Source organism: Mycobacterium scrofulaceum (genome assembly GCF_001667885.1).
In the GTDB taxonomy this organism is placed as follows: Bacteria; Actinomycetota; Actinomycetes; order Mycobacteriales; family Mycobacteriaceae; genus Mycobacterium; species Mycobacterium scrofulaceum_C.
On record NZ_LZJW01000030.1, the window covers coordinates 1 to 25028 of the forward strand.

Consider the following 25028-nt stretch of genomic DNA (forward strand, 5'->3'; position numbering starts at 1 on the left):
CCCCCCCCCCCCCCCACCGCCGCCCCCGCCCTGGGGTGGTTATTACGGTCCTAGGCCATACATCTCGGCCAGCATCTGCGCGCCGATCCCGTTCGTCCATATCTGCGCCGGAATCTGACATCACCCGACGAACGCCAAACCGGCTGATACCCACCAGGGGGCTCACCCCGAGATGGTTTCAGCGGCGCCGTATCCACACGACGACGCCGATGACTGCCGCCAGAACCGCCACCGCGGCCACCACCGGCGCGACGCGGCGTGACGGGACCGCACTCGGCGCCGCAGCGGCGAAGTGGTTCGCCGGTGTTGAGTTTTCGAGGTGCGGGGCCACGGGCTTGTGCGTCGCCGGGATCCCCGACCGCTCGGGCAGATCGCGATGCGTTGTGCCCGCGTCGACCGGCATGGTCGGTCGCGGGCGGGCTGCCTCTGCCGGCGCCGGGGACGAGCTTCGCCGGGCGCCGACCTGCGGCGCCGTTACCGCGGGTGGCGAAGCATCTGGCGGGCGGTCCGCTGCAGTCGCCGACGCCTGCCCCTGATCACGTCCCCGTCGCGGCACCCAGGTCTCGTCGCCCAGCTCGTCGGGAATCAGCCACATCAGCAGCGCGAAGTTGACCGCCGCCAGCACACCGTGCAAGACGATGTCAGCCGCGTGGAACCCCAACGGTGTCGGCATCGCGCGCGCCGTTGCGACGCTGCTGAAAAACAGCAACAACGTGTAGGCCACCGCACTCAGCGCCGTGACCGTGATTGCGGCGCGGCGACGGGCGACGGCCGCTATGGCCGCCACTCCCAGCGCCAGCAGCACGGCGCTTTCCGCGGGTGTTGCCGCCAGACCGAGGACCGGGGTCCCGGTCGGGCCCGCCCGCGGATGCAGCGCCGCCGACACCAGCCCGGCGATACCGAACGCAGACACCAGAACGCCCTCGGCGAGCAGCAACCACCGCCCGCTACGAAACCGCCCCGGGTCCATCCGGACCCTGCGCAAACCCGACGTCGCCCCCGGGACTGGCCCCGCCGTAACCGGCATCGCGCGACCTCCAGCCTGAACAGCAACTGCTATCGCATCGGCTACCCATTGCGGTCGTGATTACTCCACCGGTCTTCGTCCGGGAGCCGGCAGACCTTGGCCGCGCGACCTGGCGCGTGGAGCCCCCTGTCAGGATTGAACTGACGACCGCTCGCTTACAAGGCGAGTGCTCTACCACTGAGCTAAGGAGGCGGGATCGAACCGGTCCAAGCCTAATCGGTCACTCGCCGCTGTCGATCACACGCGTGGAGCGCACCGACCGGGACGCGGGACGCCGACGACCCGGCAGCGGAATGCGGTCGGCGATGTTGCTCAGCGGGTTGACCACCATGGTCAGCGCGACGACGGCGTCTTGCAGCGTGGCGATCGCGGGCTCCAGCGCTTCCATCCCGGGCGTCAGCCGCGCCAAGGTGTCGGCGACGTCTGTGAGCTGGTCCAGCGGTCCATTCTTCGCGGTCAGTTTGTCGACCAGGCCGCCCTCGCTGAGCAGCCGGTCGGCCAGCCCATCCTCGGCCAGCAGCCGCTCGATCAACCCGTCCTCGGCGACGAGCTGATCGGCCAGCCCGCCGGGCTGCAGCGTGCGGTGCAACCCGCCACCCTCCGCGGTCAGGCGGTCGAGCAGACCGCCCTCCGACGTCAGCATGTCCACCACCCCGCCTGGGCGCAGCAACCGGTCGATCGGCCCGTCCGGCGCCACCGCCCGCCCAAGGGGCGCGTCGTCGTCCAGCAGGCGGGCGAGCCGATTGGCGCGAACGATCGCGTCGTCGATTCCCCACATCGATGTCATGGCGGTCGATCCGGCGGTCCCGCTGTCGCCCAAAGCCCGCTTCGCCACACCCACCGCGGCGCTCGCGACGGTCAGGCCGGCGTCGGCGGCGGCAAGCCCGACGCGTGCCGGGGCGGTCGCGGTCGCGACGATCCGTGCGGCGAAGTTCATTCCACGAGTCTATTCGCGACGCGGCGGCGTCATCCGGCGCAGGTCCAAGCCGATGCGCTGATTCCTGGCAGACTACTATCAGAGTGTTGGCACTGAGCTCCCAGCAATCACACAATCTTCACATAGGAAACGTTCAACTAAGGGGCGAAGAACCTGATGACCGCGGCATCCCCAACCGAAACGAAACCGGAGGCTCGCGTCCTCGTGGTCGACGACGAGGCCAACATCGTCGAGTTGCTCTCGGTGAGCCTCAAATTCCAGGGTTTCGAGGTCTACACCGCAACCAACGGAGCCCAGGCGCTGGATCGGGCGCGTGAAGCGCGTCCCGACGCGGTGATCCTCGATGTGATGATGCCGGGCATGGACGGGTTCGGGGTCTTGCGGCGCCTGCGCGCCGACGGCATCGACGCCCCGGCGCTGTTCCTCACGGCCCGGGATTCGTTGCAGGACAAGATCGCCGGCCTCACCCTCGGCGGCGACGACTACGTGACCAAGCCGTTCAGCCTCGAAGAGGTGGTCGCCCGGTTGCGGGTCATCCTCCGGCGGGCCGGCAAGGGCGGCGCCGAGCCCCGCAGCGCCCGATTGACGTTCGCCGACATCGAACTCGACGAAGAAACCCACGAAGTGTGGAAGGCGGGCGAACCGGTCTCGCTCTCGCCGACCGAATTCACGCTGCTGCGTTACTTTGTCATCAACGCGGGCACCGTCTTGAGCAAGCCCAAAATCCTCGATCACGTCTGGCGATACGACTTCGGAGGTGACGTCAATGTCGTCGAGTCCTACGTGTCGTACCTGCGCCGCAAGATCGACACCGGCGAGAAGCGGCTGCTGCACACGTTGCGCGGAGTCGGTTATGTGTTGCGGGAACCACGCTGAGCCCGGGCTCGGTCGCCAGCGCTAGCGAAGAATCACCCACATGGCCACACAGCATCGACGCGGATTGCCGCTCCGGGTAGGGCTGGTCGCCGCCACCCTGGTCCTGGTGGCCTGCGGCCTGGCTGTCTCGGGCATCGCGGTCACGTCGATCCTGCGGCACAGCCTGGTCGCCCGGATCGATCAAACTCTGCTCGACGCGTCCCGGGGCTGGGCGCAGGCCCCGCGGCGGCAGTCGCCGCCGCCCTATGAGGGCCCGGACCCGGCCCGGCCGCCGTCGAAGTTTTACGTGCGCGGCATCGGCACCGACGGCACCCCGTTCACCGCCATCAACGACCGCAACGCAGAACCGGCGCTGCCGGCCAACAACGACGTGGGTCCGAACCCGACGACGCTGCCCTCGGTCAACGGGTCCGACATCCTGTGGCGCGCGGTGTCGGTGCGTGGCCCGCACGGCCTGACGACGGTCGCGATCGACCTGTCCGACGTCCAACACACGGTCAGCTCCCTCGTCTGGTTGCAGATCGGCATCGGGGTCGCGGTGCTGGTGGTGGTCGGCATCGCCGGTTTCGCGGTGGTCCAGCGCAGCCTGCGGCCGCTGTCCGAGGTCGAGCAGACCGCCGCGGCGATCGCCGCGGGCCAGCTGGATCGCCGTGTGCCCGAACGTGATCCGCGCACCGAGGTGGGCCGGCTGTCCCTGGCCCTCAACGGCATGCTCGCGCAGATCCAGCAGGCCCTCGCGTCGTCGGAGTCGTCGGCCGAAAAGGCCCGCGGATCCGAGGAGCGGATGCGACGGTTCATCACCGACGCCAGTCATGAGCTGCGCACCCCGCTGACCACCATCCGCGGTTTCGCCGAACTGTATCGCCAGGGCGCCGCGCGCGACGTCGCCATGCTGCTGTCCCGGATCGAAAGCGAAGCCAGCCGGATGGGCCTGCTGGTCGACGATCTGCTGTTGCTGGCCCGCCTCGATGTGCAGCGGCCGCTCGAGCACAACCGCGTCGACTTGCTTGCGCTGGCCAGCGACGCGGTTCACGACGCACAGGCGATGGATCCGAAACGCACTATCACCATGGAGGTGCTCGACGGCCCCGGCACCCCGGAGGTGCTCGGCGACGAACCGAGGATCCGTCAGGTGCTGAGCAACCTCGTCGCCAACGCGTTGCAGCACACCCCGGAGAACGCCGACGTCACCGTTCGGGTCGGCACCAAGGGCGCCGACGCGGTGCTGGAAGTGGCCGACAAGGGACCCGGCATGACCGAGCAGGACGCATCACGGGTGTTCGAGCGGTTCTACCGCACCGACTCGTCGCGGGCCCGCGCCAGCGGCGGAACCGGGTTGGGGCTGTCGATCGTCGACTCACTGGTGCGCGCGCACGGTGGCGACGTCAAGGTGACGACCTCACCTGGGGAGGGCTGCTGTTTCCGCGTCACGCTGCCCCGCGTCAGCGAGGTGCCGGCCCAGGAGCCAGTTCACGCCAACTGAGCCAGCGCCGCCTTGATCTTGGCCTGGGCGTCGTCGAGGGACTCCGGTGACGGGTTGCGGTCGACGTTGGCGAACCCGAAGTCGCTCAGGCGGCGGGTGGGGAAGACGTGAACGTGCAGGTGGGGCACCTCGAGGCCAGCGATGATCACCCCCGCGCGCTCCGTCTTGAAGGCCTTGCACACGGCCTTACCGATGAGCTGACTCACCGACATGATCTTGCCGAAGGCCTCGCCGTCGACGTCCTGCCACTGATCGATTTCGGCCCGCGGCACCACCAGTGTGTGGCCCTGGGTCATGGGCTCGATCGTCAAGAACGCGACGACGTCGTCGTCCTCGTAGACGAAACGGCCGGGAAGTTCACGGTTGATGATCTTGGTGAAGATCGACGCCATGGCCCCAGCATAGGGCGTCGAAATTGCCGCCACGGCTGTGGTCGCCGTCCACATCACGACCATGACGGCAACCTCGGCGATGAGTTCGACGGATGGCGAAGGTCAATCCCTGCAAGATCGCCAACTCGGATAGATGTTCAGGAGATTCGCCATGCCACAGGTCCGCGTGCACAACCTCTCGGTCTCCCTCGACGGTTTCGCCACGGGCAGTGGCCAAAGCCTGGACGCACCGTTCGGGCACGCCGGGCGTCGGTTGCACGAGTGGTTTTTCGCGACCCGCACCTTCCACGCGATGCACGGCGAGCCGGGCGGAACGACGGGCATCGACGACGCCATGGCCAGCATGTGGGAGCGAGGAATCGGCACCGAAATCATGGGGCGCAACAAGTTCGGGCCTCAGCGCGGCCCGTGGGCGGACCAAGACGGCGACGCGGAATGGAAAGGCTGGTGGGGCGCCGATCCCCCATTTCATACCCCGGTCTTCGTACTCACCCATCACCCCCGACCGTCGATCGAGATGGAGGGTGGCACCACCTTCCACTTCCTCGACGCCAGTCCCGAGGAAGCCCTTCGGCACGTGCGAAAGACTTTGGGAGATGTCGACGTTCGCGTGGGCGGGGGCCCCTCGACCGTCCGCCAATTCCTCGCTGCCGACCTCGTCGACCACCTGCACGTCGTCCTGGTGCCGATCGTCCTGGGACACGGGGAGTCGTTGTGGGAAGGTCTGGAAGGCCTCGAGCGGCGATTTGAGCTGGAGTCGACGACCAGCCCTAGCGGGGTCACGCACCTGAGCTTTACGCGCCGCTAGGCAAATCGCCGCCGGCTCAGTCTTCCTGGCCGAACTCCATCACGTCGAGGTTCCAGTACCCGCGCATGTTGGTGATCAGCCCCGCCTCGTTGACCTTGTAGGTGAACACGCCGCGCACCTTGCTGGTCATCCCGCTCTCAAACTTGCTCTGCAGCACGAGAATATGAGCGATCTCATCGGGCGAGCTCGACGGAAAAGTCTCTTCGCAGGTGATGGTCAGCTGATTCTTGGCGATGTTGTTGTCGAAGAACTCGCCGACGGCCGCCTTGCCGCGCACCCCGGTGCCGTCGGGGTTGGTGACGGACTTGCCGATCGGATCCTCGATGACGACATCGTCGGTCATCAGCGCCAGCCAGCCGTCCCGGTCTTTGCCTTGCGCGCAGCGCCAGGACGACTGCGACGCGGTCAATGCCGGGGATTGAGCGGTTTGGGTCATGGTTATCTCTCCTGTCACTCGATTTTGCACGCGGCGCGTGCGCCTTCCTCGGTTGCCTTGCGAATCAGTCCCAGCCCGGTGCAGTCACCGGCGGCGTGCACCTGGGCGCCGGGCAGGGCGGCGACCAGCGCGTCGAACAGAGTGGTGTCGGGTTCGACCGTGCCGGCCAGCACGACGCTGTCGGCCTGCAGCCGCCGGCTGGCGCCTCCCACCGACGTGAACACCACCGCGTCGCTGGTGATCCGTTCCACGGTCGCCCGGACGAGCACGGTGACGCCTAACCGGTCGAGGCGATCCATGTGTTCGGTCTTGCGTTTGTTGCCCACTTCCGGGGCGATGGTCTTGCCGGGTTCGAGTATCGACACGAACCGGCCGCGGCTCGCCAGGAATTCGGCCAGTTCCAGGGCGACCAGGTCACCGCCGATGATGGTGACCCGGCGTTTGATCGGCATCCAGACGCGGCTGGCCAGCCGAACCGCGGCGGGCCGCAGGAGCCGTTGCCGCCAGCCGCCGAGCGCGGAAGCCCCCAGCCGTTGCCAGGCCGGTGCATCGGATTGGGCTTGGCCACCGAGCAGTTCGCGCAATCCGGGTCCGGTGTACACGTGCGGCAGATCGCACCCGGGGATCGCAGGCACGGCGACACGGCCCCCGGTGGCCACGACCACCGCGTCGGGGCCGGCATCGACGACATCCTGAGCCGAAACCGCGTGGCCCAGGCGGATTTCCGCGTCGCTGAGGCTGATCTCGTCGCGCAGGTAGCGCAGGAACGGCTGGTTTTCCGGGTGCAGGATCGAGGCCCAGCGCAACGCCCCGCCCAATGCGGCGCTGCGTTCGAAAAGGGTGACTCGGTGACCGCGTTGGGCGGCGACCCGCGCGGCCTCCATGCCGGCCGGCCCGCCGCCGATGACCACCACGCGCTTCGCGCGCGCGGCGCGAGCCGCCGACAATTCCCGTTCTTTACCGGTACGCGGATTGACGGCACAGTCGACCGAAAATCGCTGTTCCATTGCGTCGATGCAGTTTTCGCAAGAGATGCACTTGCGAACCCGGTGTGCGCGCCCCTCGCGCACCTTGCGTGGGAGATCGGGGTCGGCCAACAGGGGACGTCCCATGGCGATGAAGTCGGCACGCCCGTCGGCCAGGATCCGTTCGGCCCGCACCGGGTCGTGGATGCGGCCGACGGCGATCACCGGCACGTCGACCACCTGCTTGACCGCGGCCGCGGCCCCGACGTTGAGCCCGTCGCCGTCGTCGGCGCCGTTGACCATCCCGGTCACCAACCGGTCGATGACCCCGCCGCTGACGTGAAACGCGTCGACACCGGCCGCCACGAATTCAGGTGCCAGCTGCGCCGTCTCGTAGATGGGCCGCCCGCCCGCGACGCGTTCGTAGCCCGAGATGCGCAACGTGATCGGCAGGGCGTCGCCGATCTCGGAGCGGATCGCGGCCAGCGCCTCCAGCACCACCCGCGCCCGGCCGCGCGGTGCATCGCCGCGGTAGTCGTCGGTGCGTCGATTGCGTTGCGGGGCAAGGAAGGAGCCCAGCAGCATGTAGCCGTGGGCGGCGTGCAGCTCGATGCCGTCATAGCCGGCCTCGACGGCTCGCCGCGCCGCGGCCTTAAACAGATCGAACACACCGCACAGCTGCTGCTTGCTGATCTCGACCGACGGGCGCCCGGTGAGGTAGGAAGGAATCACCGACGGTCCCAATGACGTGACCCCGAAGATTTCGGGCCCCAGGCCGTCGGGGCCGGCATGCACGATCTGCGGCTGGATCTTGGCGCCGTGCTCGTGCACGACGTCCACCAGCGCCCGATGCGCGTCGACCGCTTCGTCGGTGGCCAGGTGCAGGCCGCCGGGCGTCTCGGGGTGTTGATGATCGATTCCGGTGGCGCCCAGCGTGATCAGGCCGACGCCGCCCTCGGCGCGGGCGGCGAAATAGTCGCGGGTGCGCTCCGACGGCAACCCGTCCGGCGTGCCGTACATGGTCTCCATCGGAGACATGACGATGCGGTTGCGCACCGTCATGGCGCCGATGCGGCCCGGCGCCATCAGGTGACCGAACCCGGTCACGCGCGACTCAGCGGGTGGTTGGCTACCGGTCGGCGTCCGTGTACCGGATGACGCCGCGAATGTTCTTGCCCTCCAGCATGTCCTGGTAGCCCTCGTTGATCTGCTCGAGGCGGTACTGGGTGGTCACCATGTCGTCCAGGTTCAGCTTGCCGGCCTTGTACATCGACAGCAATTGCGGGATGTCGTACTGCGGGTTGCCGCCACCGAAAATGGTGCCCTGCAGGTTCTTCTGCATCAGCGTGAGCATCGCCAGGTTCAGATTGACGTTGGTGTCCAGCAGGCTGCCGATGGCGGTCAGCACGCAGGTGCCGCCCTTCTGGGTGATGTTGAGGTAGTTGTCGATGTCGGCTCCGTGCAGTTCGCCGACCGTGACCACGACCTTGTGGGCCATCAGGCCGTAGGTGACCTCCATGATGCCCATCAGCGCCGCGTTGATGTCGGGATAGACGTGGGTGGCACCGAATTTCAGCGCCTGGTCGCGCTTCCACTCGACGGGGTCGATCGCGAAGATGTAGCGCGCACCGGCATTCACGGCGCCCTGCAGCGCGGCCATGCCGACCCCGCCGACGCCGACGATGGCGACGTCCTGGCCCGGCCGGATGTCGGCGGTGCGGACCGCCGAGCCGTAGCCGGTGGTGACGCCGCAGCCGACCAGCGCAGCCACCTCGAACGGGACCGAAGGGTCGATCTTCACCACCGAGCTGCGGTGCACCACCATGTACGGCGAGAACGTGCCCAGCAGCGTCATCGGGAAGACGTTCTGACCCTTTGCCTGGATGCGGAACGTGCCGTCGGAGACGGCGGCACCGCCGAGGAGACCGGCGCCCAGGTCGCACAAGTTGCGCATGCCGGCCTGACAGGTCGCGCATTGCCCGCAGGACGGGATGAACGACAGCACGACGTGGTCACCCGGGGCGATGTCTTCGACGCCCGGACCGACCTCGGTGACGATGCCCGCACCCTCATGCCCGCCGAGCACCGGGAAGCCGGCCATCGGGATTCCGCCGGTGACGAGGTGATGATCGGAGTGGCACATGCCCGCCGCTTCCATCTGGATCTTGACCTCGTGCGCTTGCGGGTCGCCGATCTCGATTTCCTCGATGGACCAGGGCTGGTTGAACTCCCAGATCAGTGCGCCTTTTGTCTTCACGATGGTCCTGACCCCATTTCGCCTTTGAATCGATCAGTGCTGCCCGGCCCGTTCTTGCCGGACAACTCGGTGACGGGCGCCACAGGCACCCTTGTCGCGTCAGCATAGCGCGTGCAACAAATCAAATGCTTGGTTGGTGCGGCGATCGCAAGCGCGGCAGCGCGGGCGCGCCGGCGCCGCGCGCGGCGGGTCGCCGCCATCGGCCCCGCGGCGATCGCAAGCGCGGCAGCGCGGGCGATCGCAATATCGCCCGTCACCAGATCGGAACCGGTGCCTGGCCGAGCGGGTAGTAGCCCGGAAGCTTCTCGCCGGCGATGCTGCGCTCGATCCGTTTCTGCATGCCGGTGCTGAGGTCGCCGGACTCGATCAGGGTCGCGAACATCTTCGCGACGTGGCCGAAGTCGAAAAAGTCGCGTTGCCACTCGATGAGGTTGTCGGCGTTCAGGCGGAACCAGCTGCCGCCGATGCCGTAGATCTCGTCCTGGGTGCCGTCGGACTTGTTGACGATCTGCTTCCAGAAGCCGACGATCTCGCCCTGCTTCTCGTCGATGAGGACCTTTTGGTACTCGTACACCCAGTTCTCCAGGCCCTCCATCTCTAAGCCGAGGGCGATGTCGCGGATCTCGTCGACGCCGACGCACATCACGTCTTCCTTAGGGCCGATGTTCCAGCCGTAGGTGGCGTCCTGGGCGTAGAAGTCGGCCAACGGTCGCCAGTCACCGGCCTTCTCGCAGTCCTTGTTGGCTTGCAGCCAGCGATCGACCCATGTCTCGAGTTCCTCACGTGACGCCATCGTCAGTCTTCTTTCTCTTTGATGAACAGTGCATGCGTTGGGCACATCTCGACCGCGCGTTCGACTTCGTCGCGGGCGTCTTCGGGCGGTTCGGGGTCAAGGATTTCGACCTTCCCCCGCTTGGGCACCCGGAAGTAGTCCGGCGCCTCCAGTTCGCACATGGCATGCCCCTGGCAGAGATCCAGGTCGGCTTCGATGCGAAATCCCATGGCGTGCTCAGGCTTTCCGCTTGCGGTAGCGCACCTTCGCCGGGCGGGCGAGCTGGACGACCATCTTGGAGTGGTCGTTGTGATAGCTGTCGGCCGGCTGTGCCATTTCGAACTCGTACTCCCGCAGCAGCACCGAGAAGATCGCTTTGATCTGCATCTGGGCGAAGGCGGCGCCGACGCAGCGGTGCCGCCCGGCCCCGAACGGAATCCAGGTCCACCGGTTGACGATGTCGGCCTGCTCGGGCTTGTTGTAGCGGTCGGGGTTGAACGCGTCCGGGTTGGGAAAGTCCTCGGGAATCCGGTTCGAGATCGCCGGGGATGCCGCGACGAAGTCGCCCTTGTGAATCGGGAAGCCCTCCACCTCGAACTCGCCCTGCGCCACGCGCATCAGGATGATCAGCGGCGGGTGCAGCCGCAGGGTCTCCTTGACCACGTTGTCCAGCTTCGGGATCGACCGCAGCGCATGGAAACTGACCTCTTGGCCGTCGGCGTACAGCTCCTCGAGCTCGGCCAACACCTCGGCGTAGACGTCGGGGTGGCGGATCAGCTCGATCAACGTCCAGGCCGAGGTCCCGGAGCTGGTGTGGTGCCCCGCGAACATCAGCGAGATGAACATCCCGGTGACCTCGTCGGCCGAAAAGCGCGGTTTGCCTTCCTCGTCCTTGATCGAGACCAGCACGTCGAGCATGTCGCGGTCGGACTTGTCCTTCGGCGGATTGGCCAGCCGCTGGTCCATGATCTCCTGCACCAGCGCGACGAGCTTGACGCGCGCCTCGTCGCGGAGTTTGAAACTCTCGATCGGCAGGTACGGATCGACGTAACACAGGGGGTCGGTGCCGCGCTCGAGCATGTGGTAGTACTCCGCGAACCGGTGGTCGAGCTGCTCGCGGAACTTCAGCCCGATCAGGCAGGCCGTCGACGTGTAGATGGTCAGCTCAGCGAAGAAATCGAGCAGCTCGATCTCACCCTCGGGCCCCCAGTCCGCGATCATCTTCTTGACCTCGCCCTCGATGGTGGCGGCGTGGCCCTTCATCTGTTCGCCGCGCAGCGCCGAGTTGTGCAGCATCTCCTTGCGCCGCTCGGGGCTGGCGTCGAACACGACGCCCTTGCCGAAGATCGGCGTCATGAACGGGTACGCCTCGGCCTGGTCCAGATCCTCGTCGGCGGAGCGGAAGAAGAATTCGTTGGCCTGGGCGCCGGACAGCAGGATGACGTGTTTGTCGACCAGCTGGAACCAACCCACATCGCCGCATTCCTCCCGGACGCGCTTCATCAAACCGATTGGGTCCGTGCGGAATTCCTCGAGGTGACCGTGCTCTTCCTCGCCACCGGAAACCCGCGGCACGATAGCGGTAGTTGTCATGACGGCATCCCCTCTTCGCCGAGTGCGAGTTTCTGGCGATCCTTCTTGTCGGCCAGCGGGGCTTCCGGCTGAAGCTCCATGTTGGCGATGAAGCCACCGCGCGGGGTCTCGGCGACGAAGGTGATGGCGCGCGCCAAGTCCGCCGCCCGCAGGAAGTAGTCATGGCGGGCCTGGCCCCACTTGGCCCAGTCCTCGAGTGCGGGGCCGATCTTCTCGGCCGGCAGGCTCCAGCCCATCGACGTCTTCGTCGGTCCGGGGTGCACGATCGAAGCCCGCACGCCGGTACCCTCGAGCTCCATCTGGAAGTTGGTGACCATCGCGACCAGCGCGGCCTTGGCCGCGCCGTAGGCGCCCATGTGCGGCCGCTGGCGCAGGGCCACGTCGGAGCCGACGAAGATCAAATCGCCGCGTTGGCGCTCCAGCATGCCTGGCAGCACCGCGGCGGCCAGCCGGTTCGCGCCGACGAGGTGGATCTGCAGCTGAGATTCGAACTCGTCGGTTGTGATCTCGGCTAGCTTGCCGAAGTAGGTGTCGCCCGCGCCGGCCACCAGCACCTCGATGTCGCCGAGGGCGTCGACCGACTGTGCGACAAAGGATTTCACCGAGTTGGGGTCGGTGACGTCCAGATGGAATCCGACCGCCTCGCCGCCGTCGGCGTTGATCTTGCCGACGATGTCGTTGAGCTTCTCCACCCGGCGGGCACCGAGGGCGACGGGGAAGCCATGCGCCGCCAGTTCGATGGCGGTGGCCTCCCCGATGCCGGAGGAAGCGCCGGCCACGATCGCCGGCCGTCGTTCGGGCAGGGGGTCAAAGCGGGGCATTCAGCGGACCTCCACGGTCATCGGTAGGTGAGCGAATCCGCGGACATTGCTGGAGTGGACGCGGACGGCGTTGGCCTCGTCCACCTCGTATCCGCGGATTCGCTTGAACAACTCGGTGAGCGCGACCCGGGCTTCCATCCGCGCCAGATGCGCGCCCAGGCAAAAGTGTGCGCCGCTGCCGAAACTCAAGAGCTTGGGCCCGATCTCGCGCCCGATCAGGTAGTCATCGGGGTTGTCGAAGACCCGCTCGTCGCGATGGCCGGAACCGGGCAACAGCAGCAGGACATCCCCCTCGGGGATGGTGGTGTCGTACAGGGTGAGCTCCCCGGACACGGTGCGGGCCAGGATCTGGCTGGAGGTGTCGTAGCGCAGGGTCTCCTCGACCCACAGCGGCACCAGTGAAAGATCGGTATAGACCGGGGTCAGTTGGTCCGGATTCTTGTGTCCCCAAAAGGCGGCATTGGCAAGCAGTTTGGTTGTGGTCTCGTTTCCGGCGATCACCATCAGGAACATGAAGCCAAGCACTTCGTCGTCGGTGAGGCGGTCTCCGTCGATCTCGGCCTCCAGCAGGGCGGAGGTCAGGTCGTCCGTCGGCTTCTTGCGCCGCTCGGCCACCATGCCCTGGTAGTAGACGATCAGGTTGATGGAGGCCTCGACCGCCTCCGGCGGCACGTCGGTGACGCCCTCGTCGCGATGCATCACGCCATCGGCCCAGGCACGGACCTGAACTCGATCCGGTTCGGGAACGCCCATCAATTCGGAGATGACGTCCATCGGCAGCTTCCCGGCGAACTCGTCGACGTAGTCGACCGCGCCGTCCTTCGCCCGTTCCAGCATGGCGTCGAGGTGCTGGGTGGCGATCTCGGTGACGCGCGGTTCGATTTCCCGAATCCTCCTCGGCGTGAACCCTTTTGACACCAAGGTCCGCAGCCGCAGATGCGCGGGGTCGTCCATAGCCAGAAACGACATCGTCTTGGACGCGTGCGGGCCGCGCGATGCCGGATCCAGCGACACACCGTACTTGTTGGACAAGGTCGTGCTGTTGCGGAATCCCTGCAGCACGTCTTGGTGTCGCGACAGCGCCCAGAACTTCAGGGCGTCATTGCGATACAGCGGGGCCTCATCGCGCAGTCGCTTGTAGTACGGGTACGGATCCTCGTGGAAGTCGTAGTCGTAGGGATCGAGGACCAGCTCGTTGTCGCCAACGTGGACTGTCATTCGGTGGTCTTCTCCTGGCTTGTCTCTCCGGCGCCGGTGAGGATGAGCCGCACCACGTAGGCCAGCCGGTCGGCGATCTCGCGGTAGGTGAATTCACCGCTGCCCGCCTGCACGAGCGCCCCGAAGAAGGACATCTCCAGCGCGGAAACGGCGGTGGGGTCGGCGTCGGGGCCCATGGCGGACGTGATGCGGCGGTGAATTTCCGCGCCGATCCGGTCGCGCGCGGCGGCCACCGCGGGCTCGGCGCCGCCGCTGAGCAATGCCGTCGTGCACGCCGCGCTGACCTCGGGTTCGTCGGCGACCACCAGGGCCAGGTGCCGCAACACCTGTTCGACGCGGTGGGGCATGGGGTCGTTGACGTCGGTGAAGTAGGGGACCTGCCGCACCAGGTCGAGATAGACCTCGGCGATCAGGTGGTTCTTCGACGAGAAGTACGTATACGCGGTGGCGGGTGCGACTTTGGCGCGGGCCGCGACCGCGCGCACCGTGAGGTCCGCGTACGACTTCTCCCGCAGGGTCTCGATGCCGGCCGCGAGCACCTTGCGGAACGTCTCCTCCTGGCGGCGGTTGCGCGCCGGCCGACCGCTCTGGTGCTCGGCCTGAGACGTGATCGTCACCAGTGCATCGCTGGACACATGTCCAAGCTATCGGACCCACCAGACCGGAAGCAAGACCGGTCGACAAAGATGCTGATCAAACTGCTATTTCCCGTTGGGCTGAGCGCCCTGGCGAGATCGGCCCTTGCACCGCTGATGGCGCGGCGGCTATGGTTCGATCGGACGATATCGGACAACTGTCCACTCGATTCGCTATCGCGATTGGCCGCACAGACGGGAGCGGGAGATGGCCTTGCTGGCCGACGGCGTGAGTGCACTTTTCATCGACGGCAAGATGGCGCCCGGCAGTGCCGGCACCTTCCCGACGATCAATCCGGCCACCGAGGAAGTCCTTGGGGCGGCGGCCGACGCCGACGCCGACGACATGGGCCGCGCCATCGACGCCGCCCGGCGCGCATTCGACGAGACGGATTGGTCGCGCGACACCGAGCTGCGGGTGCGGTGCGTGCGCCAGCTGCGCGAGGCGATGCAGCAGCACCTCGAAGAGCTGCGCGACCTGACCATCGCCGAAGTTGGCGCGCCCCGGATGCTCACGTCGATCGCTCAGCTCGAAGTCCCCGTCAACGACCTGGCGTTCGCGGCGGACACCGCCGAATCCTACGAATACAACCAGGATCTCGGCGAGGCGTCACCGATGGGCATCCCCACCCGCCGCACGATCGCCCGTGAGGCCGTCGGCGTCGTCGGCGCCATCACCCCGTGGAACTTTCCCCATCAGATCAACCTCGCCAAGATCGGCCCCGCGCTGGCCGCCGGTAACACCGTCGTCCTGAAGCCGGCGCCCGACACCCCGTGGTGCGCCGCCGTGCTTGGGGAACTCATCGCCGAACACACCGACTTTCCGCCCGGTGTGATCAACATCGTGACGTCAAGCGACCACGGCGTTGGTGCATTGCTGGCCAAAGACCCTCGGGTGGACATGATTTCGTTCACCGGGTCAACCGCCACGGGCCGCAGCGTGATGGCCGACGGCGCCGCGACCATCAAGAAGGTGTTCCTCGAGCTGGGCGGCAAGTCGGCGTTCATCGTCCTCGACGACGCCGACCTGGCCGGCGCGGTGGGCATGGCCGGGTTCTCGGTGTGCATGCACGCCGGGCAGGGGTGCGCCATCACCACCCGGCTGGTGGTGCCGCGAGCGAAGTATGACGAGGCTGTCGCGATCGCAGCCGCCACGATGGGCGGCATCAAGGCTGCCGACCCCACCGATCCCGGAACAATTTGCGGCCCAGTGATTTCGGCGCGCCAACGGGACCGGATACAGGGCTATCTCGACTCAGCCATCGCCGAGGGCGGGACGTTCGCCTGCGGTGGCGGCCGCCCGGCCGACCGCGACGTCGGCTTCTTCATCGAGCCGACGGTGATCGCCGGACTGGGCAACGACGCGCGCTGCGCGCGCGAGGAGATCTTCGGCCCCGTCCTGACGGTGATCCCGCACGACGGCGACGACGACGCGGTCCGCATCGCCAACGACTCGCCATATGGGTTGTCGGGCACCGTGTTCGGCGCCGATCCCGATAGGGCGGCGCGGGTCGCCGCGCGGGTACGTGCTGGCACGATCAATGTCAATGGCGGCGTGTGGTATTCGGCTGATGCGCCCTTCGGCGGTTACAAGCAGTCCGGAAACGGTCGCGAGATGGGCGTGGCCGGCTTCGAGGAATACCTGGAAATCAAGACCATCGCGACGGCGATCTGACCAGAGGAGCTTGAGAGCATGCGGTTTGAGAACAAGGTCGGCATCGTCACCGGGTCCGGCGGCGGCATCGGCCAGGCCTACGCCGAGGCGCTCGCCCGCGAGGGCGCGGCCGTGGTCGTCGCCGACATCAACGCCGAGGCGGCCGAAGCGGTGGCCAAGCAGATCTCCGCCGACGGCGGCACGGCCATCAGCATCCCGGTGGACGTCTCCGACCCGGCGTCGGCCAAGGCGATGGCGGATCGCACGCTGGCGGAATTCGGCGGCATCGATTACCTGGTCAACAACGCGGCGATCTTCGGGGGCATGAAGCTGGACTTCCTGCTCACCATCGACCCCGAGTACTACAAGAAGTTCATGAGCGTCAACCTCGACGGCGCGTTGTGGTGCACCCGCGCCGTCTACAAGAAGATGGCCAAGCGCGGCGGCGGGGCGATCGTCAATCAGTCGTCCACGGCGGCGTGGTTGTACTCGAACTACTACGGCCTGGCCAAGGTCGGCGTGAACGGTCTGACACAACAGCTTTCGCGCGAGCTCGGCGGCCAGAACATCCGCATCAACGCGATCGCGCCCGGCCCCATCGACACCGAGGCCAACCGGACGACCACGCCGCAGGAGATGGTGGCCGACATCGTCAAGGGCCTTCCGCTGTCGCGGATGGGGACTCCCGAGGACCTGGTGGGGATGTGCCTGTTCTTGCTCTCCGACGAGGCCTCGTGGATCACCGGGCAGATCTTCAACGTCGACGGCGGGCAGATAATCCGCTCATGAGTGAGGAACTGAAGCTCGGCTACATCGGTTTGGGCAACATGGGTGCCCCGATGGCCACGAAGATGACCGAGTGGCCCGGCGGGGTGACGGTCTACGACATCCGCACGGAGGCGATGACACCGCTGGCCGAGAAGGGCGCCGGCCTCGCCGACAGCGTCGCCGACGTCGCGACCGCCGACATCATCCATGTCACCGTGCTCAACGACGCCCAGGTGCGCGAGGTCGTCGGCGAGCTGGCCGCCCACGCCAAGCCCGGCACCGTCATCGCGATCCATTCGACCATCAGCGACACGACGGCTGTTGAGCTGGCGGCCGAACTCAACCCGCAAGGTATTCACATCGTCGACGCCCCCGTCAGCGGCGGTGCGGCCGCCGCCGCGAAAGGTGAACTTGCCACAATGGTCGGAGCCGATCGCGAGGTGTACGAACGGATCAAACCGGCGTTCAAACATTGGGCGGCGCTGGTCATCCACGCCGGCGAGCCGGGCGCGGGGACGCGAATGAAACTGGCCCGCAACATGTTGACGTTCACGTCGTATGTCGCGGCATGCGAGGCCATGAAACTCGCCGAGGCCGCGGGCCTGGATCTGCAGGCGCTGGGCCGGGTGGTGCGGCACACCGACGCCCTCACCGGCGGGCCGGGCGCGATCATGGTCCGCGATGACATGAACGACCTTGCGCCAGAACACTTTCTGTATCAGCCGTTCACGCACACCCGTGGTCTGGGCGAGAAGGACCTGAGCCTGGCGCTGGAGTTGGGCGAGGCGGTCTCCGTCGACCTGCCGCTGGCCAGGCTGGCGTACGCCGGGCTGGCGGCCGGCCTCGGGGTGCCACACACAGAGAAAGAGGCGTGATGGACGAACGTCGCCGCAAGGGCCTCGAGAAGATGAACGAGGTCTACGGCTGGGAAATGCCCAACATCGAGGGCGACGCGTATTTCGACCTGACCGTCGACCACCTGTTCGGCAGCATCTGGACACGACCGGGATTGTCGATGCGTGACAAGCGCATCATGACGCTGACCGCGGTGACCGCGATCGGAAACCGCGACCTGGCCGAGATTCAGATCAACGCCGCATTGCTCAACGGGGAGCTCACCGAGACCGAGTTGAAGGAGATGGCCGTCTTCCTCACCCACTATCTCGGGTTCCCGCTGGGTTCCGCGCTCAACGGCGCCGTCGACGCCGTCGTCGCCAAGCGCAAGAAGGCCGCCGCCAAAGGGGCGGGGGAGGACAAGAAGGCCAATGTGGACACCGCGCTGAAGATGCACTCCGGCGACAAGGACTGACCCGGTGGGTCAGTACGGCCGCGCTCCTTCGGGCATCACGTACTCGGAGATCGGCGCGGACACGCCGTTGACCGACGTCCCGCCGTTGAGGATGCCCGGCGCCATCTGAAGCATGTTGTTCGGAAACCCGAACTCCGGCTTGGTCAGCGCGTCGAGCCGGGCCAGTTCATCGGCGCTGAGGTCCACGTCTACGGCGCGGATGTTGTCGTCGAGCTGCGAGAGCCGGCGCGCCCCGATGATGACCGACGAGACGGCCGGCTGGGCGCGCACCCAGGCCAGCGCCACACTGGCGACCGTCGTCTCGTGGGCCTTGGCGATGGTCTCGAGCTCGTCGATCAACGCGTAGGTCTGCTCGTTGAGGAAGGCATTGACCATCGCGCCGCGGTCGGCGTCCTGCCGGCCGGCATTGGCCCGGGTGTACTTGCCGCTGAGCACGCCCCCCTTGAGCGGCGACCACGGCGTGATGCCGAGCCCGAATTCGGACGCCATCGGAACCAGCTCCTGCTCGATGGAGCGTTCCAGCAGCGAGTACTCGACCTGCAGGCCGACGAAACTCGACCAGCCCCGGAACCGCGCGATGAGATTGGCCTGAGCGATCTTCCACGCCGGGGTGTCCGAGACGCCGATGTAGCGCACCTTGCCCGCGCGGACGAGGTCGTCGAGCGCCGCCATCGTCTCGTCGATCGGTGTGTTCGCGTCCCAGATGTGCAGCCAGTACAGGTCGATGTAGTCGGTTTGCAGTCGCCGCAGCGAGTTTTCGCAGGCGTTGATCAACGACTTGCGGCCCGAGCCGCCTCCGTTGGGATCGCCCGGATACAGGTTGCCGCTGAACTTCGTCGCGATCACCAGGCGATCGCGGCGACCGGCGTCGCGCCCGATGTGGTCGCCGATGATCTTCTCGGAGTGGCTCCGCGTGTAGAAGTTGGCGGTGTCGATGAAGTTGCCACCGAGGTCGGTGTAACGATCGATGATCTGTTGGGACTCTTCGACACTGGTGCCCCAGCCGAGGTCCTCGCCGAACGTCATAGCTCCCAGGCACAACGGGCTGACGCGCAGGCCGGAGCGTCCGAGTGTCACATACTGATCCAGAGGCATAATGGCCGCTTTCTGGTAAATTGTTCGATTATGGGTTTGTTCATTTCTAAACTAGTTCATGTCTGAACAATCTGGCAAGTCGGTGCCGGCGGTCGACGCGGCCAGGGTCTGGTCGTTGAACTACCGGGTGCTGCTGTCGGTGATCTCGTGCGCCGAGGCGGACATCTGCGCGCTGGGGCTCGAGTCCAAGGAGCTGTTCCTGCTCGCGGAGATCGATGAGCACCCATACCCGGCCGAACTCGCGGCGACGTTGAGCATGCCCAAAGCGACGGTCACGGTTTACCTCAAACGGCTCGAGGCCGCGGGCTTCGTGCGGCGCGAGATCGACCCCGCCGATCTGCGGCGCCATCGACTCCTGCTCACCCCGGCCGGGCGCAAAGCCGCGGCGGACGGGCTGGCGCTGTTGTCCGCCGAGTTCGACAAGCGTCTCGGACGCCTCACGGTGGCGCAGCGCAAAGACCTCAAGGGTCTGCTCGAAAAGATTCTGTGAACGCGGGTGCATAGGCGTTCGGCTTATGCCCCGGCTAGTCTGACGTGTCGTGCGAGTCCTGGTGATCGGTTCGGGTGCCCGAGAGCATGCGCTGCTGCTGGCCCTTCGCAGAGACCCGCAGGTCACGGACCTATTTGTGGCCCCCGGCAACGCCGGGACCGCACGGTTGGCCGAGCAGCACGACGTGGACATCACCTCGGGTCCAGACGTCGTCGCCCTGGCACGCGAGGTCCGGGCCGACCTGGTGGTGATCGGGCCCGAGGTGCCGTTGGTGCTGGGAGTGGCCGACGCCCTGCGAACCGCCGGCATCGTCTGCTTCGGGCCCAGTAAGGACGCCGCCCGCATCGAAGGGTCCAAGGCGTTCGCCAAGGAGGTCATGGCCGCGGCCGGCGTGCGCACCGCTACCAGCGAAACCGTTGACAGCCCGGCCCATTTGGACGCCGCCCTGGACCGGTTCGGGCCGCCGGCCGGCGACCCGGCCTGGGTGGTGAAGGATGACCGGCTGGCCGCCGGCAAGGGCGTGGTGGTGACCGCGGACCGGACTGTCGCGCGCGCGCACGCCGCCGGGCTGCTCGAGGCGGGCCACCCGGTGCTGCTCGAGTCGTTCCTGGACGGCCCGGAGGTGTCGCTGTTCTGCGTCGTCGACGGCGAAACCGTGGTGCCGCTGTTGCCCGCGCAGGACTTCAAGCGTGCCGGCGATGGCGATACCGGGCCCAACACCGGCGGCATGGGCGCCTACGCACCGGTTCCGTGGCTTCCCGACGTGGTGTACCGCGACATCGTCGGCAAGATCGTCGAACCCGTTGCGGCCGAGATGGTTCGGCGCGGCAGCCCGTTCTGCGGTTTGCTGTACGCCGGGTTGGCGATCACCGGCAAGGGGCCGGCGGTGGTCGAATTCAACTGCCGCTTCGGCGATCCCGAGACTCAGGCGGTGCTCGCGTTGCTGGAGTCACCGCTCGGGCAGCTGCTGTACGCCGCGGGCGCCGGCAAACTGGCCGACTTCGGCGAACTGCGCTGGCACCGCGGGGCGGCCGTCACGGTGGTGCTGGCGGCGGAAAACTATCCCGGTCGGCCCCGCATCGGCGACGTGGTCGCCGGAGCCGAGGCCGAGGGAGTGTTACACGCGGGCACGGCGCGCCGCGATGACGGGGAGGTCGTCTCCTCGGGCGGCCGGGTGCTGTCGGTGGTGGGCACCGGCGCCGACCTCGCCGCCGCGCGGGCCCAGGCTTATCAGCTGATGGGGTCGATTCGGTTGCCGGGCGGTCATTTTCGAAGTGACATCGCGCTGCTGGCCGCCGAAGGCAAGATCAGCGTTCAGTAACCCGCGGCCTGGCCGTCGCGACGGGGATCGCTGACCGCGAAATATCCGCCGTCGAGGCGCCAGATCGCTTGGCAGCTGCCGAACTGGTTGTAGTCATCCACCGCGAGCAGGTCGTGTCCGCGACGACGCAATTCGTCGAGCGTCGACGGGGGAAACCCCGGCTCGCAGCTGGCTTGCATGCCCTGTACCCAGCGAAACCGGGGGCCGTCGCAAGCCGATTGCGGGTTCTGGCCGTAGTCGGCGATGCGGACCATGACCTGCACATGGCCCTGGGGTTGCATCGGGCCGCCCATCACTCCGAAGCTCATCACCGGTGCACCGTCCTTGGTGACGAAGCCCGGGATGATCGTTTGGAAGGGCCGCTTGTTCGGCCCGACCCGATTCGGATGCCCTTGATCCGCAACAAAACCCGCTCCCCGGTTCTGGAGCGAGATCCCGGTTCCCGGTACCACCACGCCGGACCCGAACCCCATGTAGTTCGACTGGATCATCGACACCATCATCCCCGATGCGTCGGCGGCGGTGAGGTATACGGTGCCGCCTCGGGGCGTGCCCGCCGACGCCGGCTTCGCCCGGTTGCGGTCAATCAGGCCGGCCCGCTGCCTCAGATACTCCGCGTCCAACAGGTCCTCCGGACGGACCCGCATGTGGTCGATGTCGCACACGTACGCGTGCGCGTCGGCGAAGGCCAGCTTGAGCGCTTCGATCTGCAGGTGCAAACTCTCGGCCGAATCGACAGGCAACGAAGACATGTCGAAATGCTGGAGGATCCCGAGCGCGATCAACGCCACGATGCCCTGGCCGTTGGGCGGAATTTCGTGAACCGTGTATCCGCGGTAGCTTCCGCTGATCGTGCCTACCCAGTCGGCCCGGTGAGACGCGAGGTCGCTCGCGCGCATCACGCCATCGTTGGCCAGCGCGTGTGCCTCGAGTTGGTCGGCCAGTTCACCGCGGTAGAACACCTCACCGTGGGTCGCGGCGATCTTCTCCAGCGTGGCCGCCTGCTCGGAAAACCTGAACACCTCGCCGGGTTTGGGTGCCCGGCCGGCGGGCATGAACGCCGCTGCGAAGCCGGGCTGATTTTCGAAGAGTGGCACCTGCGCCGCCCATTGGTCGGCGACCGTCGGAGAGACCAGAAAGCCCTTGCGCGCGTAGTCGATTGCGGGTGCAAAGAGCCTGTCGAACGGAAGCTTGCCGAACTTGGCGTGCAGTTCGGTCCACGCCGACACCGCGCCGGGCACGGTCACCGCGTTCCAGCCGAGCGCGGGAACGGCGTTGCCGCCGAAGTATTCCGGGGTCCAGGCCGCGGGTGAGCGGCCCGACGCGTTCAGGCCGTGCAACTGCCGGCCGTCCCAGACGATGGCAAAGGCGTCCGAGCCGATGCCATTGGATACCGGCTCCACGACCGTCAGGGCGATGGCGGTGGCGACGGCCGCGTCCGCCGCGCTGCCGCCCTCGGCGAGCATGCGGAGCCCCGCTTGCGCGGCCAGCGGTTGTGACGTGCACACCACGTTCTCCGCCAGGGTGGGCTTTCGCGGCCAGGCGTACGGGAGGTTCCAGTCGAAGGGTGCGGTCACCCTGTGATCGTCGCACGAGGTATCGAACGGGCCCAACGGAAGTCCGGCCCGCGAAAGGCATTGTGCTCGCTCCGAATTTGATATCGCCTGCGATAGCAAGGGTTCGATTCGCATGGTGGACGTCCGCTGGCGCCGGAGTGACTGGCGTGACGCGCGCCCACAACGGTCGGCCTCAGGCCGTCAACAGCGGCGCCATCCAGGTCAGCTCGGCGGGCAGCTGCGAACTCCAGAATTCCGCGTTGTGCCCGCCGGGTGAGAAGCCGCCCGCCGGCGGATGGGGCAGTTGCGCGATGAACTGCTTGGTGGCGCCGTAGAAGGGATCGTTGTCGCCGCAATCGACTCGAATGGGAATCGACGCCAGCGCCGGCATTCCGAACACCGAGTTCGCCGCGAAATCGTCGGGCCCGTCGAACGCGCCGGGCGCAGCGGCGCCGGAGGACAGCCACAGAGCGGGACTGACCGCGCAGATGGCCGCGGTGCGCGCCGGACCGAGCCGCCCGCCGAGCAGCAACGCGCCGTAGCCGCCCATCGACCACCCCAAAAACGCCACCCGCGAGGTGTCCAGGCCCTGGTTGCCCAGCATGGGTATGAGCTCGTCGAGCACCATCGCCCCGCTGTCCTCACCGGAGGCCCTCTTGTGCCAATAACCGCCGCCGCCGTCCACGGCGACCACCGCGAAGGGCGGCAGCCCCGCGTTGACGGCCTGCGCCAAACCCTGTTCGACGCCGCCGGCCATCACGGTCGACGCATCACTGCCTTTGCCGTGCAGGGCGATCACCGGCCGCAGCGCCTTGGTCTGGCCGGGCGGACGCGCGATGGCCCAGTTGGTGTTGACGCCGCCGCGTGCCGCCGAGACGAAGGAACCGGTCACCATGGTGGGTGCCGGCTGACCCGGCGAGGCCGGCTCGAGGGGCGGCGGCGGCGCCAGCGGAGCCTGGGTGCCGGCCGGCGACAGCGGCATGGCCTGAGACGGCCGGGGCTTGAACAGGATGTCGAGGGCATAAGTGCCGACTGCGCCCGCGGCCGCGCTGGCTCCGAGGCCCAGCAGGGCACGGCGACTCAGGTCGGGCATGCGGGCCATCATGCCACGTTCGTTTGGCGGGCCGTTTGGCGGAAATGGCAATGCAGTACCACTTTGACTGGCACGATGGCTACTCGTGACGGCAGCGGTTACTCCCAAGGGAGAACGTCGACGGTATGCGCTCGTCAGCGCCGCCGCCGAGCTGCTTGCCGAGGGCGGCTTCGAGGCGGTGCGGCACCGCGCGGTCGCTCGGCGCGCCGGACTTCCGTTGGCGTCGACCACGTATTACTTCTCGTCCCTTGATGATTTGATAGCGCGCGCCGTCGAACACATCGCGATGATCGAGGTGGCGCAACTGCGGTCGCGCGTCACCGCACTTTCCCGCCGGCGTCGCGGTCCCGAAACCATCGCCGAGGTGTTGGTCGACCTGCTCGTCGGCGACGTGTCCAGCCCGGGACTCAGCGACCAACTGATTTCGCGCTACGAGCGACACATCGCGTGCACCCGGCTGCCCGCGTTGCGCGAGACCATGCGTCGCAGTCTGCGGCAGCGCGCCGAGGCCGTGGCCGAGGCCATCGAGCGATCGGGCCGGACGGTGCACATCGAGCTGGTGTGCACGCTGATCTGCGCGGTGGACGGTTCCGTGGTGTCCGCCTTGGTCGAAGGTCGCGATCCACGCGCGGCGGCGCTGGGAACGGTGGTCGACCTCATCGACGTGCTCGCGCCGATCGATCAGCGGCCCGTGCGGTCGGCGGGCAGCGATGGCGTCACGATGTACCCGGTGGCGAAGTCGCCGTAGATCGTCACATCCGCCGGGCGGCGTTGTGCGTACAACGCCACGTAGGCGCAGACGACGGCGTCGATCGGATCCTCGGCGCGGCGCAGCTCGCTCTTGCGCTGGGCGGTGGTTACGCACATGCGCAGCCGGCCCCAATCGTCATGGGCCGCCACGTCTAACGGCACCGCGGCGTGTGCCAGCCTCTCGATGCCGTCCATCAGCAAGTGCAGCTCTGATCGGAGCTGGTCGAGGCCACGGCCGGGCTTGGCCTTGTACTTGAGCGTTCGCGCCAGCCGGAACAAGACCACGGTCGCCGGATGCGGATAGACCTCGATGGCGCGGCGCGGCGCCGATGAGCGCGGGTCCAACTCGAGGCCGAGCGCGCTGGCCAATCGCGCCGCCCGCGGTCCGTCAGCGAATTCCGGTTTCGCGGTATTGGCCGGATGCGCGCCGGCTTCGAACCTGCGGAAGTCGCGGTTGAGCGCCGCTTCGGCGGGACGCTGGCCGGTCGGGTTGGTCACCACCAGCGGCGCGTCGAAGGCGACCACGCAGTTTTCCCGGACGTACGGCGACAACGCGGCGAGCACCGAGGCGTCGTCGCCTGCCGCGCCGATGTGCACGAGGTGGCCGCCGGCGTCGACGACCGCCACACCTGTGGGGTTGCGCCCGGCCCAGGCCAGATCGACGCCGGCGAAGTACACCCTGCCCAGGGTATGGGGCCGCTGCCTGTCACTTTGGCCACAGGGGCATCGCCCCGGAACGGGGCGCGTTGTGCCCGCCTCATAGCGACAAGTC

The 25028-nt window shown here is 67.3% G+C and carries 25 protein-coding genes, 1 tRNA gene and 1 pseudogene; 10 read left to right on the forward strand and 17 right to left on the reverse strand.

Annotated features, from left to right (window positions below; translation table 11 throughout):
• Positions 1-178 precede the first annotated feature (178 nt).
• The 3 genes from A5681_RS03360 to A5681_RS03370 form a co-directional block, all read right to left on the reverse strand.
• Complete coding sequence (locus A5681_RS03360; protein WP_082968181.1) at positions 179-1027, reverse strand: DUF4383 domain-containing protein; 849 nt, start codon at positions 1025-1027, stop codon at positions 179-181.
• Between the two features lie 117 nt (positions 1028-1144).
• Positions 1145-1219 (reverse strand) — tRNA-Thr (locus A5681_RS03365).
• A gap of 28 nt (positions 1220-1247) precedes the next feature.
• Entirely contained in the window at positions 1248-1964 is a 717-nt protein-coding gene (locus tag A5681_RS03370; RefSeq protein WP_067269365.1) for a hypothetical protein, read from the reverse strand.
• A 156-nt stretch (positions 1965-2120) separates the two neighbouring features.
• Between A5681_RS03370 and phoP the strand changes: the two genes are divergently transcribed.
• Together phoP and A5681_RS03380 are read left to right on the forward strand one after the other, a co-directional pair.
• Positions 2121-2840: a two-component system response regulator PhoP gene (gene phoP, locus A5681_RS03375; RefSeq protein WP_067269368.1), complete on the forward strand. Its 720-nt coding sequence runs from the start codon at positions 2121-2123 to the stop codon at positions 2838-2840.
• 40 nt (positions 2841-2880) lie between these two features.
• Positions 2881-4339: pseudogene (locus tag A5681_RS03380) on the forward strand (sensor histidine kinase).
• On the opposite strand, the gene A5681_RS03385 reads toward A5681_RS03380, so the two are convergent.
• Positions 4311-4715 carry an HIT family protein gene (locus A5681_RS03385; RefSeq protein WP_067269372.1) on the reverse strand — a complete coding sequence of 135 codons (405 nt, stop codon included), beginning with the start codon at positions 4713-4715 and terminating at the stop codon, positions 4311-4313. The pseudogene A5681_RS03380 and the gene A5681_RS03385 sit on opposite strands and share 29 nt — an antisense overlap.
• A gap of 151 nt (positions 4716-4866) precedes the next feature.
• Between A5681_RS03385 and A5681_RS03390 the strand changes: the two genes are divergently transcribed.
• On the forward strand, positions 4867-5523 hold the full coding sequence (locus A5681_RS03390; RefSeq protein WP_067269510.1) for a dihydrofolate reductase family protein: 657 nt from the start codon (positions 4867-4869) through the stop codon (positions 5521-5523).
• A 16-nt stretch (positions 5524-5539) separates the two neighbouring features.
• Here A5681_RS03390 and A5681_RS03395 read toward each other — a convergent pair whose 3' ends face one another.
• From A5681_RS03395 to A5681_RS03435, 9 genes are all read right to left on the reverse strand, one after another.
• Positions 5540-5959 carry a ketosteroid isomerase family protein gene (locus A5681_RS03395; protein WP_067269373.1) on the reverse strand — a complete coding sequence of 140 codons (420 nt, stop codon included), beginning with the start codon at positions 5957-5959 and terminating at the stop codon, positions 5540-5542.
• Between the two features lie 14 nt (positions 5960-5973).
• A complete protein-coding gene (locus tag A5681_RS03400; protein ID WP_067269375.1) occupies positions 5974-8031 on the reverse strand; it encodes an NAD(P)/FAD-dependent oxidoreductase in 2058 nt (685 codons plus the stop codon).
• Between the two features lie 22 nt (positions 8032-8053).
• Positions 8054-9181 (reverse strand): NDMA-dependent alcohol dehydrogenase, encoded by a 1128-nt coding sequence (locus A5681_RS03405; protein WP_067269377.1) that lies wholly within the window; start codon positions 9179-9181, stop codon positions 8054-8056.
• 253 nt (positions 9182-9434) lie between these two features.
• On the reverse strand, positions 9435-9974 hold the full coding sequence (locus tag A5681_RS03410; protein ID WP_067269381.1) for a hypothetical protein: 540 nt from the start codon (positions 9972-9974) through the stop codon (positions 9435-9437).
• A gap of 2 nt (positions 9975-9976) precedes the next feature.
• Positions 9977-10183, reverse strand: a complete 207-nt coding sequence (locus tag A5681_RS03415; protein WP_067269383.1) for a ferredoxin — start codon at positions 10181-10183, stop codon at positions 9977-9979.
• Between the two features lie 7 nt (positions 10184-10190).
• Positions 10191-11546 (reverse strand): cytochrome P450, encoded by a 1356-nt coding sequence (locus A5681_RS03420; RefSeq protein WP_067269385.1) that lies wholly within the window; start codon positions 11544-11546, stop codon positions 10191-10193.
• Entirely contained in the window at positions 11543-12367 is an 825-nt protein-coding gene (locus tag A5681_RS03425) for an SDR family oxidoreductase (RefSeq protein WP_067269386.1), read from the reverse strand. Before A5681_RS03425 ends, A5681_RS03420 begins: the two co-directional genes overlap by 4 nt.
• Positions 12368-13585 carry a cytochrome P450 gene (locus A5681_RS03430; RefSeq protein WP_067269387.1) on the reverse strand — a complete coding sequence of 406 codons (1218 nt, stop codon included), beginning with the start codon at positions 13583-13585 and terminating at the stop codon, positions 12368-12370.
• The gene (locus tag A5681_RS03435) at positions 13582-14220 is read right to left on the reverse strand and encodes a TetR family transcriptional regulator (protein WP_067269390.1); all 639 of its coding nucleotides are present in this window, start codon (positions 14218-14220) and stop codon (positions 13582-13584) included. The genes A5681_RS03430 and A5681_RS03435 overlap by 4 nt, the downstream gene beginning before the upstream one ends.
• A 208-nt stretch (positions 14221-14428) precedes the next feature.
• Here A5681_RS03435 and A5681_RS03440 point away from each other — a divergent pair, with 208 nt between their 5' ends.
• From A5681_RS03440 to A5681_RS03455, 4 genes are read left to right on the forward strand one after another with little or no spacing between them, the layout of a single operon-like run.
• The gene (locus tag A5681_RS03440; RefSeq protein ID WP_067269393.1) at positions 14429-15895 is read left to right on the forward strand and encodes an aldehyde dehydrogenase; all 1467 of its coding nucleotides are present in this window, start codon (positions 14429-14431) and stop codon (positions 15893-15895) included.
• Between the two features lie 18 nt (positions 15896-15913).
• Positions 15914-16663, forward strand: a complete 750-nt coding sequence (locus A5681_RS03445; RefSeq protein WP_067269394.1) for an SDR family oxidoreductase — start codon at positions 15914-15916, stop codon at positions 16661-16663.
• On the forward strand, positions 16660-17517 hold the full coding sequence (locus A5681_RS03450) for an NAD(P)-dependent oxidoreductase (RefSeq protein WP_067269396.1): 858 nt from the start codon (positions 16660-16662) through the stop codon (positions 17515-17517). Before A5681_RS03445 ends, A5681_RS03450 begins: the two co-directional genes overlap by 4 nt.
• On the forward strand, positions 17517-17951 hold the full coding sequence (locus A5681_RS03455; protein ID WP_067269397.1) for a carboxymuconolactone decarboxylase family protein: 435 nt from the start codon (positions 17517-17519) through the stop codon (positions 17949-17951). Before A5681_RS03450 ends, A5681_RS03455 begins: the two co-directional genes overlap by 1 nt.
• A 9-nt stretch (positions 17952-17960) precedes the next feature.
• Here A5681_RS03455 and A5681_RS03460 read toward each other — a convergent pair whose 3' ends face one another.
• Positions 17961-19046, reverse strand: coding sequence for an aldo/keto reductase (locus A5681_RS03460; RefSeq protein ID WP_067269399.1), 1086 nt, complete (start codon positions 19044-19046; stop codon positions 17961-17963).
• A gap of 58 nt (positions 19047-19104) precedes the next feature.
• Here A5681_RS03460 and A5681_RS03465 point away from each other — a divergent pair, with 58 nt between their 5' ends.
• Both A5681_RS03465 and purD read left to right on the forward strand, forming a co-directional pair.
• On the forward strand, positions 19105-19536 hold the full coding sequence (locus tag A5681_RS03465; protein ID WP_067269402.1) for a MarR family winged helix-turn-helix transcriptional regulator: 432 nt from the start codon (positions 19105-19107) through the stop codon (positions 19534-19536).
• 49 nt (positions 19537-19585) lie between these two features.
• A complete protein-coding gene (purD, locus tag A5681_RS03470; protein WP_067269404.1) occupies positions 19586-20857 on the forward strand; it encodes a phosphoribosylamine--glycine ligase in 1272 nt (423 codons plus the stop codon).
• On the opposite strand, the gene A5681_RS03475 is transcribed toward purD, so the two are convergent.
• The gene (locus A5681_RS03475) at positions 20851-22434 is read right to left on the reverse strand and encodes a gamma-glutamyltransferase family protein (RefSeq protein ID WP_067269405.1); all 1584 of its coding nucleotides are present in this window, start codon (positions 22432-22434) and stop codon (positions 20851-20853) included. The two genes, purD and A5681_RS03475, sit on opposite strands and share 7 nt — an antisense overlap.
• A 172-nt stretch (positions 22435-22606) precedes the next feature.
• Positions 22607-23518, reverse strand: coding sequence for an alpha/beta hydrolase-fold protein (locus A5681_RS03480; RefSeq protein ID WP_067269407.1), 912 nt, complete (start codon positions 23516-23518; stop codon positions 22607-22609).
• Positions 23519-23591: 73 nt separating this feature from the next.
• Here A5681_RS03480 and A5681_RS03485 point away from each other — a divergent pair, with 73 nt between their 5' ends.
• Entirely contained in the window at positions 23592-24254 is a 663-nt protein-coding gene (locus tag A5681_RS03485; RefSeq protein ID WP_055401730.1) for a TetR/AcrR family transcriptional regulator, read from the forward strand.
• On the opposite strand, the gene A5681_RS03490 is transcribed toward A5681_RS03485, so the two are convergent.
• Positions 24188-24934, reverse strand: coding sequence for a DUF429 domain-containing protein (locus A5681_RS03490; RefSeq protein ID WP_067269409.1), 747 nt, complete (start codon positions 24932-24934; stop codon positions 24188-24190). The two genes, A5681_RS03485 and A5681_RS03490, sit on opposite strands and share 67 nt — an antisense overlap.
• Positions 24935-25028 lie beyond the last annotated feature (94 nt).

Coding starts and splice junctions, on each gene's coding strand:
- A5681_RS03360 (WP_082968181.1), bottom strand. CDS start 1,027: ATGCCGGTTACGGCGGGGCCAGTCCCGGGGGCGACGTCGGGTTTGCGC.
- A5681_RS03370 (WP_067269365.1), bottom strand. CDS start 1,964: ATGAACTTCGCCGCACGGATCGTCGCGACCGCGACCGCCCCGGCACGC.
- phoP (WP_067269368.1), top strand. CDS start 2,121: ATGACCGCGGCATCCCCAACCGAAACGAAACCGGAGGCTCGCGTCCTC.
- A5681_RS03385 (WP_067269372.1), bottom strand. CDS start 4,715: ATGGCGTCGATCTTCACCAAGATCATCAACCGTGAACTTCCCGGCCGT.
- A5681_RS03390 (WP_067269510.1), top strand. CDS start 4,867: ATGCCACAGGTCCGCGTGCACAACCTCTCGGTCTCCCTCGACGGTTTC.
- A5681_RS03395 (WP_067269373.1), bottom strand. CDS start 5,959: ATGACCCAAACCGCTCAATCCCCGGCATTGACCGCGTCGCAGTCGTCC.
- A5681_RS03410 (WP_067269381.1), bottom strand. CDS start 9,974: ATGGCGTCACGTGAGGAACTCGAGACATGGGTCGATCGCTGGCTGCAA.
- A5681_RS03415 (WP_067269383.1), bottom strand. CDS start 10,183: ATGGGATTTCGCATCGAAGCCGACCTGGATCTCTGCCAGGGGCATGCC.
- A5681_RS03420 (WP_067269385.1), bottom strand. CDS start 11,546: ATGACAACTACCGCTATCGTGCCGCGGGTTTCCGGTGGCGAGGAAGAG.
- A5681_RS03425 (WP_067269386.1), bottom strand. CDS start 12,367: ATGCCCCGCTTTGACCCCCTGCCCGAACGACGGCCGGCGATCGTGGCC.
- A5681_RS03430 (WP_067269387.1), bottom strand. CDS start 13,585: ATGACAGTCCACGTTGGCGACAACGAGCTGGTCCTCGATCCCTACGAC.
- A5681_RS03440 (WP_067269393.1), top strand. CDS start 14,429: ATGGCCTTGCTGGCCGACGGCGTGAGTGCACTTTTCATCGACGGCAAG.
- A5681_RS03445 (WP_067269394.1), top strand. CDS start 15,914: ATGCGGTTTGAGAACAAGGTCGGCATCGTCACCGGGTCCGGCGGCGGC.
- A5681_RS03450 (WP_067269396.1), top strand. CDS start 16,660: ATGAGTGAGGAACTGAAGCTCGGCTACATCGGTTTGGGCAACATGGGT.
- A5681_RS03455 (WP_067269397.1), top strand. CDS start 17,517: ATGGACGAACGTCGCCGCAAGGGCCTCGAGAAGATGAACGAGGTCTAC.
- A5681_RS03460 (WP_067269399.1), bottom strand. CDS start 19,046: ATGCCTCTGGATCAGTATGTGACACTCGGACGCTCCGGCCTGCGCGTC.
- A5681_RS03465 (WP_067269402.1), top strand. CDS start 19,105: ATGTCTGAACAATCTGGCAAGTCGGTGCCGGCGGTCGACGCGGCCAGG.
- A5681_RS03480 (WP_067269407.1), bottom strand. CDS start 23,518: ATGATGGCCCGCATGCCCGACCTGAGTCGCCGTGCCCTGCTGGGCCTC.